General features: G+C 57.6%; 12 protein-coding genes and 1 tRNA gene. 9 read left to right on the forward strand and 4 right to left on the reverse strand.

Annotated elements, in window-relative coordinates; translation table 11 throughout:
- Positions 1-49: 49 nt before the first annotated feature.
- The 4 genes from A9O65_RS09115 to A9O65_RS09130 form a co-directional block, all read right to left on the reverse strand.
- Positions 50-2,128: a TonB-dependent siderophore receptor gene (locus tag A9O65_RS09115; protein ID WP_064697938.1), complete on the reverse strand. Its 2,079-nt coding sequence runs from the start codon at positions 2,126-2,128 to the stop codon at positions 50-52.
- 265 nt (positions 2,129-2,393) lie between these two features.
- Entirely contained in the window at positions 2,394-3,335 is a 942-nt protein-coding gene (locus A9O65_RS09120; RefSeq protein WP_082919892.1) for an AraC family transcriptional regulator, read from the reverse strand.
- Complete coding sequence (fhuF, locus tag A9O65_RS09125; protein WP_064701937.1) at positions 3,332-4,078, reverse strand: siderophore-iron reductase FhuF; 747 nt, start codon at positions 4,076-4,078, stop codon at positions 3,332-3,334. The genes A9O65_RS09120 and fhuF overlap by 4 nt, the downstream gene beginning before the upstream one ends.
- A 162-nt stretch (positions 4,079-4,240) precedes the next feature.
- Entirely contained in the window at positions 4,241-6,352 is a 2,112-nt protein-coding gene (locus A9O65_RS09130) for a TonB-dependent receptor (protein ID WP_064701938.1), read from the reverse strand.
- A gap of 348 nt (positions 6,353-6,700) precedes the next feature.
- Between A9O65_RS09130 and A9O65_RS09135 the strand changes: the two genes are divergently transcribed.
- The 9 genes from A9O65_RS09135 to traI all read left to right on the forward strand — a co-directional run bounded on the left by A9O65_RS09135 (position 6,701) and on the right by traI (position 15,055).
- Positions 6,701-6,777, forward strand: a tRNA-Ile gene (locus A9O65_RS09135).
- A gap of 97 nt (positions 6,778-6,874) precedes the next feature.
- Positions 6,875-7,936: a site-specific integrase gene (locus A9O65_RS09140; RefSeq protein ID WP_064701939.1), complete on the forward strand. Its 1,062-nt coding sequence runs from the start codon at positions 6,875-6,877 to the stop codon at positions 7,934-7,936.
- A gap of 30 nt (positions 7,937-7,966) precedes the next feature.
- Positions 7,967-9,277, forward strand: a complete 1,311-nt coding sequence (locus A9O65_RS16935) for a hypothetical protein (RefSeq protein ID WP_074749297.1) — start codon at positions 7,967-7,969, stop codon at positions 9,275-9,277.
- Between the two features lie 18 nt (positions 9,278-9,295).
- Complete coding sequence (locus tag A9O65_RS17200; RefSeq protein WP_139180650.1) at positions 9,296-9,661, forward strand: hypothetical protein; 366 nt, start codon at positions 9,296-9,298, stop codon at positions 9,659-9,661.
- 990 nt (positions 9,662-10,651) lie between these two features.
- The gene (locus A9O65_RS16945; protein ID WP_016416860.1) at positions 10,652-10,864 is read left to right on the forward strand and encodes a hypothetical protein; all 213 of its coding nucleotides are present in this window, start codon (positions 10,652-10,654) and stop codon (positions 10,862-10,864) included.
- 59 nt (positions 10,865-10,923) lie between these two features.
- Positions 10,924-11,799, forward strand: a complete 876-nt coding sequence (locus A9O65_RS17565) for a DnaT-like ssDNA-binding domain-containing protein (protein WP_367888819.1) — start codon at positions 10,924-10,926, stop codon at positions 11,797-11,799.
- Between the two features lies 1 nt (position 11,800).
- The gene (locus A9O65_RS09145; protein ID WP_074749294.1) at positions 11,801-12,082 is read left to right on the forward strand and encodes a hypothetical protein; all 282 of its coding nucleotides are present in this window, start codon (positions 11,801-11,803) and stop codon (positions 12,080-12,082) included.
- A gap of 785 nt (positions 12,083-12,867) precedes the next feature.
- Entirely contained in the window at positions 12,868-13,239 is a 372-nt protein-coding gene (gene traJ / locus A9O65_RS09155; protein WP_064701942.1) for a conjugal transfer transcriptional regulator TraJ, read from the forward strand.
- A 34-nt stretch (positions 13,240-13,273) separates the two neighbouring features.
- Positions 13,274-15,055, forward strand: a complete 1,782-nt coding sequence (gene traI, locus A9O65_RS09160; protein WP_064701943.1) for a TraI/MobA(P) family conjugative relaxase — start codon at positions 13,274-13,276, stop codon at positions 15,053-15,055.
- Positions 15,056-15,261: the final 206 nt, after the last annotated feature.

Genomic DNA, 15,261 nt, shown 5'->3' on the forward strand with positions numbered 1-15,261 from the left:
AAACCGGCGGCCCTCGGCCGCCGGTGTTCGTCTAGGAGATCGGTCTTGATCAGAAATCGTAGCTGACAGTGGCCTTTACGCTGCGCTCGGCACCGAAGTAGCAGTAGTTGAGGTCGTAGCAGGAGGCGACGTACTCCTTGTCGAGCAGGTTGCTGACGTTGAGCCGTGCCGAGACGCCTTCCAGGCCTACCCGGGAGAGGTCATAGCCGAGGGTGGCATCGACCAGGGTGTAGTCGGGGACCTTCTCGGTATTCTCCTCATCGGCATAGATGTCGGCGTGGTAGCGTACCCCCAGTCCGGCATCCAGGCCCGCCAGGGTGCCGCGGTCGAAGGCGTAGTTGGCCCAGACGTTGGCCTGGTGGCGCGGTACCTGGTTGGCGGTGTTGCCCTGGGTGTCGTCTTCGGTCTTCGCGTAGGTTACGTCGGTGTAGCTGTAGCCGGCCTGCAGACGCAGGTTGTCGGTCAACTGGGTGTGGGCCTCGAGCTCGACGCCCTGGGATTCGATCTCGCCCACTGCGCGATAAAAGCTTTCGTTGGGGTCCTTGGTCGCGACGTTCTCCTGGGAGATATGGAACAGCGCGATACTGTAGCGGTCCCGGGTGCCCTCCGGCTGGAATTTCAGGCCGGTTTCGACCTGTTCCCCCTCGGTGGGGGCCAGCAGGTCGCCATTCTCGTCGGTATAGGCATTGGGCGAGAAGGAAGTTGAGTAGCTGAGGTAGGGTGAGACGCCATTGTCGAACGCATAGAGCAGGCCGGCACGGCCGCTGAGCTGGGTGTCGTCCAGTTCGCTGGTGGTGCCGGTGCCTTCATTGGTGTTCTCGATGTCGACCCAGTCGTGACGCAGGCCCAGTGCCATGTGCCAGTTGCCGACGGCTATCTGATCCTGCAGGTAGACGCCGGTCTGGTTGAGATCTCGCTGCTGGTCGTCGGTCTGGTAGATGGAGACGTCACTGCCGTACTGCGGGTCGGTGACGTCGAGGGGATCGGTGGTGCCGTAGTCCCAGCGTACGTCATTCTCGCGCTGCTGATAGTCGGCACCGAACAGCAGAGTGTGTTCGACAGCGCCGGTCTGCAGGTTGGCCTGCAATTGGTTGTCGATGGTCCAGGCCTCGAGATCTTCCTGGCCACCGGAGTAGTAACGGATGAGGTCGGTGTCGTTGGCCCAGCCATAGGCGTAGACCTGGTCCATGGTGACGTCCGCGTTCAGGTAGCGGGCGTTCTGTCGGAAGGTCAGGGCGTCGCTGAAGCGGTGTTCCAGTGCATAACCGAACATCCGTTGTTCGCGTTCGAAGTTCTCGAAGTCTTCCTCGCCTTCGAAGAAGGTATTGGAGAGTCGACGCCCAGCGTGATCCTCAATGGTGCCCGCAAAGGGCAGGCCTGAGTGGTAGCCGCCTTCGGGGTCTTTCTGCAGATAGGCGTACAGCGTCAGGCTGGTGTCATCGGTGGCGTCCCAGGTGAGTGAGGGCGCCAGGGTGTAACGTTCTTCTTCTACCGGGCCGAACTGGGTATCGGCGCTGCGCGCCAGGCCGGTCAGGCGATAGGCCAGGCGGCGCTCGTCGTCCAGAGGACCGGTGAGATCGAAGGCGGCGTTCTTTTGTGCATTGTTGCCGGCGCCAAGACGGATCTGGCCTGATTGCTCGAACTCGGGACGCTTGCTGGTGAGCGCCACCAGGCCGCCAGGGGAGGCGCGGCCATAGAGCACCGAGGCAGGCCCCTTGACCACTTCGATGCTCTCGAGAAAGTAAGGATCGATAGCCATCGAGCTGAAGGAGCCTGCATCGCCCATCACCTTGAGGCCATCGAGAAAGGTGTTGTTGATGCTGCCATCCGAGAAGCCGCGCATCACGATATAGTCGTAGCGATTGGACGCGCCGATCTGGTTGGTGAAGACGCCGGGCGTATAGTTGGCGGCGCGCTGGACCGTCTCGGCGCCTCGCTCTTCCCACTCGTCGTTCTCGATGATGGAGATGGCCTGGGGCGTCTCGCTGAAGGGGGTTTCGGTCTTGGTCGCCGCCGTACCGGTGACGGTCACGGTGCCGAGCTGCTCGGTCTGCTGGGCCTGGACAGCCAGTGAGCTACCGGAGGCCGCCAGGGCGACGGCGAGCGCCAGGGGAGTGGGTCGGAACATGCAGGTATCCTGTCGGGTTGTGCTGTTATCGGGCCAAGAAGCTTTGGGAAGCACTGAATAAATGCCTGCGCATGCAAATCGCTGCGTTGCGCGTACTCGAAAGCTCGCCTAACGAGGTGTTATATCTCGCTTTCTGTGCTCCGTGTGCGCCTTGCGCTTCACTATGCTCGGTGATGTATTCAGCGCCTCTCTTGTGTAATGAGAATTATTGCTTTTAGTGGAGCGTCGTACGTATGGGGAGCGCTCACATGCCGATGCGCAACGCTCAAGAAGCGTCGGCGAGGGAACTCGGCGAGACGCCGTAATGGCGCCGAAAGGCGGTGGCAAAGTTGCTGGCGTGGCGATAGCCGCAGAAGTGGGCGGCCTGCTGCACGCTGAAGCCGCGCGCCAGGTAGTCCCTGGCCAGGGCAAGGCGGTATTCGCGTAGATCCTCGAAGACGCTTTTGCCGAAGGCGGCGCTGTACTTGCGCCTCAGGCTGGCCGGACTCATGGCGGCGAGCTCGGCCAGGGCATCGAGCCGATGCTCGCGGGCGGGGTCGGCTCGCAGGGCTTCGCGAACCCGTTCAAGACGTTGTTGTTCGCCCGGCGTGGGGAGGGTGACCGCTCCTCGGCGAGCCTCGGGCAGGCCATGGGCCAGCAATTGCAGGCTCAGCCCCTCGAACTGCAGGCGTCGGGCGGCGCCTTCCAGTGGTGTGGTGATGGCTTCCTCGAGGGCGCTGCGCAGCGTTCCCGGCAGTCGCCAGGCGCGCATGCGTGATGTCTGGCAGGGCATCGGCTCGCCGGCCATGGTGGTCAGCCGAGACTCATCGAGCCCCAGGGTCAGGGCGCGGATGTGTTGTCCGGCGGGTTGCACGGCGTTCAGGCCATGGCGGTCGTCGAGCTGAACGCTGAGTGCCATGCCGGAGCGCAACGTCAGATGGTCGCCTCCCAGGCTGACATCGGCCGCTCCTTCCAGCATGACGATGATCGATAAGGGGGCCGGCGCCCGGGAACGGGAGTCGTAGCGCTCCAGTACCTCGACGTCGGAGGCCACCAGTTGCATGCCCGGGCCGGGGGAGAGTTCCTGCACGCGTCCACGCACCACGGTACGTGGCCGAGCTCCAAGGTCTGGGAAGTGATAGTCGATGCCGTAGCGCTGTCCATAAGCTCTGAGGTCTCGCGAGGTATGGGCCTGGACACGCTGGCGATCAGAGGCGAGGCCTGTCATGTCGACTCCGTCTGATGACGACGGCGCTCCCGGCACTCCAGCGGGCAGTTCTCGCAATAGCCCAGTTCGTCGATCAGGTAGCGGATGCAGCACAAGCGACGCACTCGCTTGGGGGAGGCCTCGCTTGCTTCGACATAATGCACCGGCTGGTACAGCGGGTTGCGACGTCCGTCAGCCAGGGTGCGGGATGCCATCAGGTGATGGGCCGGTTCGGCCATGGCCGAGGAGGCCATGGGATGCATCGGCAGGACGCTGACGAAATACTCGAAGTAGTTGCCGACATTGCTCCAGAACACCTTGGGGGAGGCCCCGGCATAGGCTGCCAGGCCTTCGATCAAGGGTGTCAGGTGATCATCGATCAGGGTGGTGAAGCGAGCCGTGCCTTCCAGCTCGGCCAAGGGGCGACCTTCGTCCTTGAGGCACAATCCGGCGACATGGCCTTCCGGGGCCAGAACCAGGCGCAGATCGTCCAGTGCTAGGGGAAGGTCGCGCTCCAGGATCAGATTGGCGGCCAGGCTCGTGGCGGCCAGGCTGGCGAAGTGCCACTTGGTCCATATCGAGACCAGGGCGCGGCGATCACCCCCGGGGTAGTGAGCATTGAAATCGGCCATCAGCGCCTCGAGGCGCGCCGGGTCCAGCAACTCGCTGGCCGCGACGGTATCTGGCGCGGTGCGAGTCGAGACGCGCGGCGGCATCAACTGTGCCATGGGGCCGATATACAGCGATGACAGCGCGAAGGACATGGGCCACCGTCGAAGAGGAACGTGTCGGGATAGTAAAATAAATAGGAATCGTTATCAAAACTGCTGGTCAGATGGACGATCCAAATCACGAGGCCGCAGCGCCGTGAGATCCGGCGAGAACGGGGACGACACGCACGTCCCCGCCGCTCACCGCCCGGGCGCTCAGTAGCTCATTGACCAACCGAGCGTATAGGTCCGCCCGCGTCCCTGATAGTCGTAGAGGTACTCCGGGCCATAGTAGGGCGAGTAGAACATCGCCGCGCGCTGACCCCAGACGGTGGAGTACTGTTCGTCGAGCAGGTTGGAGACGCCGAGGCTGAGCTCGCCCACCGGCAGGCGCTGGCTCAAGGACAGATCCAGGGTAGTGTAGCCATCGATCTCGCGGTCGTCGGCATCTTCCAGGTCGAAGGCATGGCTGGCCTGCAGGCGTGCGGAACGCTCGCCATTCGGATCATGCCAGCCGACATAGGCCGTGGCAGAGGAGAGCGAGGCATAGCGGGCGTCGCGCTTTTCCCAGTCGCCAGCCTCGTTCTTCTGCTCGGAACGGACCGTGTGCAAGGTGCTGCCGACCTCGAAGCCGTTGTCGAAATAACGGGTCACCGAGCCCTCGAAGCCGTAGTCGCGCTTCTTCTGCTCGACCACGCTGACACTGAGGTCCTCGGCATTCTCCACGGCCTTGTCGGACCAGGCGTAGTAGAGCGCCGCCTGAGTCATCCAGTCGGCACCGCGATAACGCCAGCCGATCTCGACCTGATCGGTCTTGATGGCGGAGAGCGGGTTTTCGGCCACGCTCACCTCGGCGCTCTTGCCGTAGTACTTGGCCGGGTCGGGCAGCTCGAAGCCCTGGCTGAATTGCAGCCAGTTCTGGTGGCCGTTGCCGTAGTCGTAGAGCGCGCCGGCGTTGATCAGGGTGGCGTCATAATCGTTCTCACCACCGGGGACGCCCTGGAAGTCCTCGACCTCGACATCCATGTGCTGCTGGCGCACGCCGGCGGAAAGTTGCAGCCCCTCGGTGACCTGCCATTCGCTCTGGGCGAAGGCGGAGAGGCCATCGACCTGGTAACTCGGATAGCGCGGTGCGGTCCCGGCATCCTGCTGTACCAGACCGCCACTGGCATCGGAGGCCGACTTGTCGAATGACATCTGGTTGGCATCGAAGGACTCGCGGTCGAGGTCCAGCCCATAGGTTAGCGTCAGGCTGTCGGTCAGGTTGGCATCGAACAGTGCCTTGAGCCCGGAGAGATCGGTGTTCTGCTTGGAGGCCTTGAACTGGTAGCCGCCTTCAACCGGATAGGGGAAGGCCTGAAAGCTGGCTTCTTCCTCACGATGATAAGCCTGCAGGTAGAAGTCCTGGCCGAGGAGGTCGCCGTGATGATACTGCAGGTTGACCATCTTGCGGTCGGTGGCCGGGTCGCGGTCGGAGTTATAGCCGTCGCGGATCTCGGCATCGTCGAGGTTCGGCGTGGTGGCTCCCAAGTTGGGGAAGTAGACGCCACGATCCCCCTCGTAACCGGATTCGTAGATCTGGGCCGCAAGTTGCAGGGTCTGCTGTTCGGCAAGGCGGATGTCGAGATTGCCCATGACATCGATGCTGCGATTGTCCTGTAGATCGGTCTGGGCGATGTCGGGGAAGATTTCCTGACCATTGGCGTCGTAGTGGCGACCATTGTCCTCGTAGGCGGCGGCGATGCGACCCTTGACGTTCTCGGTGCCACCGCTGATCGACTGGGCAAGGCGATAGCTCAGGTCGTCAGCGTCGTTGAACCCGGAGGTCACGCTGGTCTCGGTGGCCAGGTGGAAGCCTTCGCGTTCCCCTTTCTTGGTGATGATGTTGATCAAGCCACCGGTTGCCCCGCCGCCGTACAGGCTGCTGGCGCCGGAAAGCACCTCGACGCGCTCGATATTGAAGGGATCGATGGAATCGAACTGTCGCGAGATGCCGCGTGAGCTGTTCAGCGAGACGCCGTCGATCAGCACCTGGGCGGTGCGGCCGCGCATGTTCTGGCCGTAGTTGGTGCGCCCCTGGGGCGCCAGGTCCAACCCGGGTACCAGCTTGCCGAGTGCGGTCTTGAGATCGGCGCCGGCGCGGATCTGGTCTTGCAGTTCCTGCTGGCCGATCACCCAGACCGCACCGGGTATCTGGCTGATTTCGGTAGGTGTGCGAGAACCGACCACGACCATGGTGTCTTGTTCGGTGGTGTCTTGGGCGAGTGCCAGGCTGGGCAGGGTACCGACCAGTGCCGTGAGCCCGGCTGTCAAGCGAATGGGTTGCATGTCGTGCCTTGTAAATTGTGTTGAGCAGAACGGAACGGAATGTTTCGGGACGGGCGGCATTATAGTGAACAAATATGACATTGATAAGCATTATCAACAGAGGCAGAGGAACTCGTCGCGCACTTGGTCTTCATCGGGGCCTGAGGGTCGGACTGAGCCCCAGCAGGCGATGAGACGGTGCATGCAAAGGGATTGGGGCAGGCGGGCCTCGGGGCGTGACCTTAATCGGCGTGTACGGAATTGCAGGGACATGAGCTGGATCATGTCGATTCGCCTGCCTGGGGTGGCATGAGGAATCGCCACTGGTCTCGGCCGGCGGCTTTCGATATCATACGCAGCCGCTGATACGGGCCTATAGCTCAGTTGGTTAGAGCAGGGGACTCATAATCCCTTGGTCGCTGGTTCGAGTCCAGCTGGGCCCACCATTTAGATCAACTACTTAAGAATTTTCTATGGTGAGTCCCATAGTCCAAGGGTACAGTTTCGGTACAGTGCCGATCCTTCAGCCCCCTGGAGACCTTCATGGCCACCATCGTCAAGACCCCTGCCGGCAGCTGGAAAGCCGTCATCCGCAAGACCGGCTGGCCGACCACCGCCAAGACCTTCCGCACCAAGCGTGACGCCCAGGACTGGGCACGCCGCACCGAAGACGAAATGGTGCGTGGCGTCTATATCCAACGCAGCGCCTCGGAGCGGATGACGCTGGAAGCGGCACTCAAGCGCTACCTCGCGGACGTTACCCCTACCAAGAAGCCCAGCACCCAAAAGAGCGAACGCCAAAAGGCCAACACGCTGATTGAGCACCTGGGCAAATACTCCCTGGCGGCCCTGACGCCGGAACTGATCGCCAACTACCGCGACACGCGGCTCAACAGCCTGGGGCGTCGGGGACAGCCCATTAGCCCCAACACCGTGCGCCTGGAACTCGCCCTGCTTGGCCATCTCTACACCGTGGCCATCCAGGAATGGGGCCTCGGCCTGACCTACAACCCCGTCCAGAACATCCGCAAACCCAGTCCTGGGGAAGGCCGCGACAGACGCCTGAGCCCCGACGAGGAGAAGCGTCTGTTCGCCGTGCTACGGCAGCACAGCAACCCCATGCTGGCCTGGATCGCCAGAATCGCCTTGGAGACGGGTATGCGCTCCTCGGAGATCCTGACCCTCACTCGCTCCCAGGTCGACGTGAAACGCCGCGTGGTGCGGCTCACGGACACCAAGAACAACGAAGCCCGCCTGGTGCCGCTGACCCAAGCTGCCACCGAAGTGTTTAAGGAGGCGCTGAGCAATCCTGTGCGGCCAATCGATTGCGACCTGGTGTTCTTTGGCGAGCCTGGAAAGGATGGCAAGCGCGCCCCCTACGCCTATACCAAACTCTGGAACCAGGCGAAAAAGAAAGCTAGGCTCAGTGATTTTCGCTTCCACGACTTAAGACATGAGGCAGTCAGCCGATTAGTAGAAGCAGGGCTGTCTGACCAAGAGGTAGCGGCAATCAGTGGTCACAAGTCCATGCAGATGCTGAGGCGATATACGCACCTGCGAGCTGAGGATTTGGTTTTGAAGCTGGATAGACTGAATAATATTTAAGATTTTATTTATTAATTATTGGATTCCCCTATGCATGAATTCTCTCTTGAGCGAAAGGCTGAACAGATCCACTATGGAAAAACGAAAGGGTACTTTGAAGAGGTCTTGTCGTCTTACAATAATGGTAACTATCGCTCTGCTGTTGTTATGCTTTGGTCAGTAGCAATATGTGATATTGTCTATAAACTGCAAAGCCTTGTGGATTTATACGATGATGCGGCTGCCAAAGAGATTCTGAATGAAGTTTCAGGTATACAGGAAAAGGACTATAAGACTTCATCGTGGGAGTTGAAGCTGCTGGATGAAGCTCACGAAAAAACGTATTTGCTTGATTCTTATGAATACGAAAATTTAAGATACCTCCAGAAGCAAAGGCACCTTTCGGCACACCCAGTTTTAAATTCCGAACGTGAGCTACACTCTCCCAACAAAGAGACTGCAAGGTCTTTGCTTAGAAATACTCTCGAAGGTCTGTTAGTCAAGCCCCCTTTCTATACTCAGCGAGTCATGACAGAGCTTCTGGAAGATCTTTCCGAAAATTCTGCGATTTTGAATTCTCAGGAAAAGGTTAAAAGATATATAGAGAGTAGATATTTGAGCCGGACGAAGCCGGCTGTTGAAGTTCGTATGTTTCGCACTTTATGGAAGCTTGTTTTTAAGCTGGAAGATGATAGTTGCGAGAAAAACAGGCGTGTTAACTTAAATGCGCTTAAGGTGTTGTCAAATAGAAACCCTGACTTTATTCTAAGAGAAGTTGATGGGGATAAAGATTATTATGGTAATGTAGCTTCATCTGGAAATCCATTGTCTTTTTTGGTTTATTATATTTCAGAAAATACAAGCGTATACTCACTTTTAAGTGAAGATGCTCGTATGAAAATTGATCATTGCATTAAGACGGATGATGTTGGAAAAACGATGGGGTGGTTTGTCAAGGAGAGTTTGTTGCAGCATGGTGAAGATGTGAAAGCCTGGGTTATAGGTGAGGATCACCCGGATTTTACTAATAGACAGTTTGATGCTCTGTTGAATTTATCCGACTCTGATGAATGGCAAGAACTTTTTTGCTCCATAGTAATAGGCTACTACACATCAAGCTTAAGCTACTCACAAGCAGACAAAAGGTTTCAGGTTGCAATTCCAAAGTATATTGCACTTTTTGGACGTAATGAGCTAATCAGTTTGGATGAAAATATTGAGAATAATAGCCAATGTTGGGCGCGTAATCGGGCTGAGGAGGATTATGAGGTAATCATGGGGCGAATTACTGAGGTGTTTGGTCAAGACTTTGATTTTGAAAATACTCCTAGGTTTAAAAAAAGAGTGGTCGGTAATAAATAAGTAGAAGGTTGGGTAGGTATGTCTATTCCAATGCCGTTTGGCTTAATAGCGAAGGCTCTTTCTTGGCTTTGGGGTTATACAACTAGGTTCCTTTTGCTCAAAACTTATCGTCGTTCCCATAAGCTTTGGGCTCGTCGTCACCATTTGGGGGCAAGATGGATACCTCTGGGGAGCTATCTGGAATACTCCTTACAGTTAGCAAAGCCTACTGATGCCGATGCGAAAGTATCGAAGGTGGCTTTTCGCTCAAAAAAACATAATATTTCAAATCTTGAAGTATTCTTTGAGGCTGCTGGAGGAGGAATTCGCTATCAAGAAAAGATCTGTTTGAGTGACATTGATGAGCGTCCCATCGTATGCAGCATGGTGAATGTGCCATGCTAGGAGTTGATTACGTTATCGGATAACAAAATGATGTTTTCTATCGAGTCTGTACAGTTCCGTAAGTGTCAAGTAGAGCTTGAAGGGGGGGAGGTGATCTCTCAATTCGATTCTCAAGTTTCCTATTTGACACATAGCTGGCTGATGCACGATGAGTGGAAGTTTCGATGGGGCGTTTGGTGGAACTGTAACTCTATAAAATGGGCGAAGCAAAGGCTGCAAGACTACTGGCGATGGGGGTTTGGGGCTCCTAAGTTGAGAGTTATTAGCCCCTCTACAAAATTTCCCCGTCGCGAACCATTGTGGGTTTCAGGGGTGAGAGGCATTGGATGGATCATGGGTAGGCCGTGGCTAGTGACAATGCAATTTTGGGTCGCTATTTGGTCAGGACTTTTTATTCTCAATGATGAAGATGAACTGCAGTGGCGATGGAAAAACTCTACCAATGACTCATTCGATGGCGAAATCTAGCGAGTATGTAGTGTGTAGTATGTTGTAGTATACTACTACAACATACTACACCGAGCCAACAAAGTAGAATCGTGCTTAAGGCTGTGCTGTAGAGATGCGGTTTTAGCGGCTAAATTTTTTCTCATATGGCGCGGCCTAACATGATCGCACCACCCATCTGTTTCCTGTCTAGTCTTTCCCCGTACACGGCGCATGTCTCTATGCTTCCAGAGGCCTGAGTAAAAACCGCCCCTCAAGTGTCAATGAAATGAAGTGCTCTGACCAAGCCCCGTGCGTAAGGCGATTTACTCAAGGTAATTATTGACACTTGAGGGGCGTGAATGCCTGGGCTGCTGCTTAAGTTTTTATATTCAAGTATGGTGGCTTTTTTAATTAATGCGAGTGCTTTTAGGAAAGTATAGGTGAACTTTTTTAAGGTAGGTATAGCTATACTTTTTCTTTTAAATCAATTGCTTGAAAATAACCGCAAGTTGGCGTAGATATTAAAAGCGTAATCTCGCTATGCGCTATCTTGAGGTGGTTATGACAACCGAAGAACAGTTGCTTGAACGTTATGGGCCATTGCTCTCCCTGACCGATTTGTCGGAATTATTGAAGCGTAGTCCCGATGGTCTCCGAATATCTTTGCAGAGCCAGTCAGAGTTTGCTGTGAAATGGAATGCCGCCAAGAGGAAGGTTGGAAGGCGTGTCTATTTCCGTGCAACTGACGTTGCAGGGCTGATTGATGAGGCCTGAATCGATTAGAGCGGCAAAGTGAGGCGGGCACGAAGGGGTGAGGCGTGAGCATTGTCGCCATGAACTGGGCATGGGATGTCCAACTGAGCTACCTGAGCGAGCGTGATAACAAGGCTGGGCGTCGCCTGCTGTTGGTCGCGTTGAGCGACAACGCCAACGAAGAAGGGGTGTGTTGGCCAGCCATCTCCACTCTGGCACGCCGCTGTGAGTCCAGTACCAAGAGCGTCCGCCGTTGGTTGCGTGAGTTCGAAGAGCATCAGTTACTCAGCATCCAGCCGCGTCGGAATGCGGCGGGGCAGACCAGTAACTTGTATCAACTGAGACTGGCAAATCGAGTCGCGGAGAGGACTTACACCCCCCTGGACACCGAGTCCACCCCCCAGGGACGTGGAGTCCGGGGCCCCCGGACACCTGGTGACCAGGGCCCCTGGACATCTGGTGTCCCCCTAACCACCAATGAACCATCAATGAACCTCTCTCACTCTCAGGCGGGAGAGTCGATGCTTGGTCGAGCGGATCAGAACAGTGACGCAGTTCCTCTTCAGGAATCTTCGTCAGCCATCCCAATACGTTCTGATCGCTTTCCCATGACCCTCGAATGGACGCCGGACCCTACTGAGCTGTCGATGGCCTGTTTACGAGCAGGTCTCTCAGCTGATCTGGCTCCCGAGCGATATCAGCTCGCCAAGTTCACGGCCCACCATGCCGATACTGGTCGCACGGCCAGTACGGCTGCCTGGCATACCAAGCTTGCCGACTGGCTGCGCAAAGATGTGCTCGCAGCTCAGCCCACTACCGGAGGACTCGCTAATGGACATCGACGCCAACGCACTCCATCTCGCCGTGTTACCGCCGCAGAAGCACGCGCACGCGCCAAAGCTCAACAGAGTGGGGGCATCATCGACGAAGACTGGCCCGCTGATCGGAGAAGCTGACGTGGATCAGTTGTTTGATGCCCTGGGTGTGTTGTTCGGCTGGAAGTTCACGAGCCAGTGGGGCGCCTTCGATGAATCAGGTGTCTGGATGGCTGAGCTGGCTTTTCTGACTCGCCGACACCTGGAGTTGGGGATCCAACGATGTCGTGAGGCGGTGCAGGAAGCAACGCGGATGGGTAACGAATCTTGGCCACCGCAGCCTGCTGCATTCGCGGTTCACTGTGAACCGCGCCCAGAGGACTTTGGAATGCCTAGTCTGGAGGTGGCGTGGCATGAGGTATGAGCCCATGCTCATGAACCTACCCAATGGCACTGGAGCCATGAGGCCGTGAGGATGGCGGGTAGCGCCGTTGGCTGGTGGGAGCTTACGCATAGCACGGCGTTGTCGGCTTGGTCACGTCTCGAACGTCACTTCACCCAGGAGTACGGAGCCTTGGTCAATCGGTTGATGAATGGCGAACAACTAGCGGCCTATGCGCTGCTGGAGAGTGACAGCAATCGTAGCCCCGCCGACCTTGCAGAGCGAGCTGGGCACGAGGTTGCGAACCGAGCGGTCAAGGCAGCGGGTCTTCCGCATCGAATGAGCTCCGCGCATGGGCTTACAGCACTACGCAACGCGGTCGGCAAGACTTGAGCGCTTTCATTGACACTTGAGGGGCAGCGCTTCTTATTCATTGACATTTGAGGGGCCGTGCGGAAACCGCGAGGAAAGCTGTGTATTTGAATGTGGAAAGCGCAAGGGAGCCGCTATGGGAAAATCGCTGTTAGATCGCTGCTTTACCGCTTCTGGAGCGCTGCATTATCGCCTTAAGTGTCGACTTCATCAGGGGTCGAGACTGTTTGTCACGGATGCACAGGAAAAAACAGACCCGTGCAACGTAATGCAGAGAAATAGCGATGCTTTGCACATGGCGTACCAACAAAAATCAACGCTGAAGTGCGGGCAGGATGTGTGAAGTAGTCCCACCTCGCAAGCGAGGTGTTCCTCTTCACTGGTCCTTATTCGCACCTGCGGTGCTCAACGGACATCCTGCTCTGCGAGGCATGGAATCTGAGATAGGAGCTGGCATGAGTGAGAAGCAAAGGGTGACACGGAAGAACAGCACTCCGCTCAAGGTGTACTGCCTTCCGGAAGAGAGAGAACTGATTGAATCCAACGCCAGGCAGGCAGGGCTAAGCGTTGCTTGTTATCTGCGGGAAGTGGGGCAGGGCTATCAGGTCAATGGCGTTATGGACTACGAGTATGTCCGCGAGCTGGTTCGTGTAAATGGTGACTTGGGGCGTTTAGGGGGCCTGCTCAAGCTCTGGCTGACAGATGACGTGAGAACGGCTCGCTTCGGGGCGGCTACCATCCTTAGCCTGCTCGGAAGGATCGAAGCCACTCAGGAGGAAATGAGTCAGGTATTGAAATCCGTGGTACAGCCAAGGGCCAGGTCGTGATTTTTTTAGCCGCTAAAATGTGGGGCTGGCACTCATGATCGCCAAACACGTCCCCATGCGCTCCCTGGGCAAGTCAGACTTTGCTGGTCTGGTGAACTACATCACCGACGAGCAAAGCAAGGAGCACCGTCTTGGCGCGGTACGTCTGACCAACTGCGAGGCGTATTCGGTCCAGGATGCCGTCAGCGAGGTACTAGCGACCCAGTTCGCCAATACCCGAGCGAAGAGCGACAAGACCTATCACTTGATTGTCAGCTTCCGGGCCGGGGAACAGGTTGAGGCTGATACCCTGGTGGCCATCGAGGACCGTATTTGCAAGGGGCTGGGCTTTGGAGAGCATCAGCGCATTAGTGCCGTTCACAACGATACCGACAACCTGCACATCCATATCGCCATCAACAAGATCCACCCGACGCGCAACATCATCCACGAACCATACTACCCACACCAGACGCTGGCCGAGCTGTGCGAGGTCATGGAACGGGATTACGGGTTGCAGCAGGACAACCACATGCCGCGCCGACACGGGGCCGAGTCGCGAGCCGCCGACATGGAGCGTCATGCCGGTATTGAAAGCCTGATCGGTTGGATCAAACGCGAGTGCCTGGACAACATCAAAACCGCGCAGTCCTGGGCTGAGCTACACCAGGTCATGCGTGACAATGGCCTGGAACTCCGGGCGCGGGGGAATGGGCTGGTTGTCGTGGCCGGTGATGACGCGGCGGTCAAGGCGAGCACCTTGGGGCGGGATTTCTCCAAGCCGAAGCTAGAGGCCCGTTTCGGCCCGTTCGAGCCTGACCAGGCGCAACAGGGCAAGCCCCACCGCCAGTACCGCAAAGACCCGGTACGGCTGCGCGTGAACACCACCGAGCTTTACGCCCGGTTCAAATCAGAACAGCAGAGCGCGGCAGCCAACAAGACGGCGGCCCTGGACAAAGCCCGGCGGCAGAAAGACCGCCGGATAGAGAACGCTAAGAAGAAGGGCAAGGCCCGGCGGGCGGCCATCAAGCTCACCAGCGGCAGGCTGACCAAGAAGGTGCTGTATGCGCAGGCCAGCAGCGCCCTGAAAGCCGACATTGACGCGACCCAGAAGCAGTACCGTGAGGAACGCCAGGCGATCCATGAAGCACACGGGCGCCGCACCTGGGCCGACTGGCTAAAACGGGAAGCCTTGCAGGGCGATATCGAGGCCCTGGCCGCGTTGCGAGCCAGAGAGGCCGCCCAGGGCCTCAAGGGCAACACCTTGAAGGGTGAGGGACAGGCGAAGCCCGGCCATGTGCCGGTGATCGACAACATCACCAAGAAAGGCACCATCATTTACCGGGCCGGAGCCAGCGCCGTGCGCGACGATGGCGACCGGCTCCAGGTGTCCAGGAAGTCCGACCAGGCAGGCATCCAAAACGCGCTAAGGATGGCCATGGAGCGCTACGGTGAGCGCATCACCGTGAACGGTTCGCCAGAGTTCAAAGCGCGGGTGATCAAGGCGGCAGCGGAGGGACAGTTGCCTATCCGGTTTGCGGACCCCGAGCTGGAACGTCGGCGCCAAGCCATGGCGAACGGCGAGAACATCGCCCCGGCCAAGACCCGAAGCAAACGGGCGGGAGTGCCGCCCATCGGTCAGCCGCCACCCCCGGTGCGCCGGAACCGGCTGCAATCGCTGTCCCGGGCCGATGTGCTTCACCTTGAGGGACAAACGGGCAAGACTCCGGCACCGCCCCTACAGGGGCCGAGCGAGCAAGAGCGTCGCAAAGCCAAGTTACGGGCAGAGATGGACGCCAAGAGGGCAAAAAGACAGCAAAAGGGACGTTCACTATAGTGCTTTCCCTTTGGAAGGCGGCAACAAACAGTAGATGCGATTAACCCTTGGGAAGCCTAACCGTTCCCCAGGACAATGACACCGATGTTCAACAACCATTGGCCGCGCGTTCTGACGGTGTCGCGCAGGTCGGACGCCGGGATAGTAAGTGACGAGCTATCCCTGTAGAGGTCCACACTTCACCGCTGGGTTCTCCGGCAGGGGTA

Source organism: Halomonas caseinilytica (assembly GCF_001662305.1).
Lineage (GTDB): Bacteria > Pseudomonadota > Gammaproteobacteria > Pseudomonadales > Halomonadaceae > Halomonas > Halomonas caseinilytica.

Bases quoted from the DNA above. Each gene is read 5' to 3' on its own strand.
- A9O65_RS09115 (WP_064697938.1), bottom strand. From the start codon at position 2,128: ATGTTCCGACCCACTCCCCTGGCGCTCGCCGTCGCCCTGGCGGCCTCC.
- A9O65_RS09120 (WP_082919892.1), bottom strand. From the start codon at position 3,335: ATGACAGGCCTCGCCTCTGATCGCCAGCGTGTCCAGGCCCATACCTCG.
- fhuF (WP_064701937.1), bottom strand. From the start codon at position 4,078: ATGTCCTTCGCGCTGTCATCGCTGTATATCGGCCCCATGGCACAGTTG.
- A9O65_RS09130 (WP_064701938.1), bottom strand. From the start codon at position 6,352: ATGCAACCCATTCGCTTGACAGCCGGGCTCACGGCACTGGTCGGTACC.
- A9O65_RS09140 (WP_064701939.1), top strand. From the start codon at position 6,875: ATGGCCACCATCGTCAAGACCCCTGCCGGCAGCTGGAAAGCCGTCATC.
- A9O65_RS16935 (WP_074749297.1), top strand. From the start codon at position 7,967: ATGCATGAATTCTCTCTTGAGCGAAAGGCTGAACAGATCCACTATGGA.
- A9O65_RS17200 (WP_139180650.1), top strand. From the start codon at position 9,296: ATGTCTATTCCAATGCCGTTTGGCTTAATAGCGAAGGCTCTTTCTTGG.
- A9O65_RS16945 (WP_016416860.1), top strand. From the start codon at position 10,652: ATGACAACCGAAGAACAGTTGCTTGAACGTTATGGGCCATTGCTCTCC.
- A9O65_RS17565 (WP_367888819.1), top strand. From the start codon at position 10,924: ATGAACTGGGCATGGGATGTCCAACTGAGCTACCTGAGCGAGCGTGAT.
- traJ (WP_064701942.1), top strand. From the start codon at position 12,868: ATGAGTGAGAAGCAAAGGGTGACACGGAAGAACAGCACTCCGCTCAAG.
- traI (WP_064701943.1), top strand. From the start codon at position 13,274: ATGATCGCCAAACACGTCCCCATGCGCTCCCTGGGCAAGTCAGACTTT.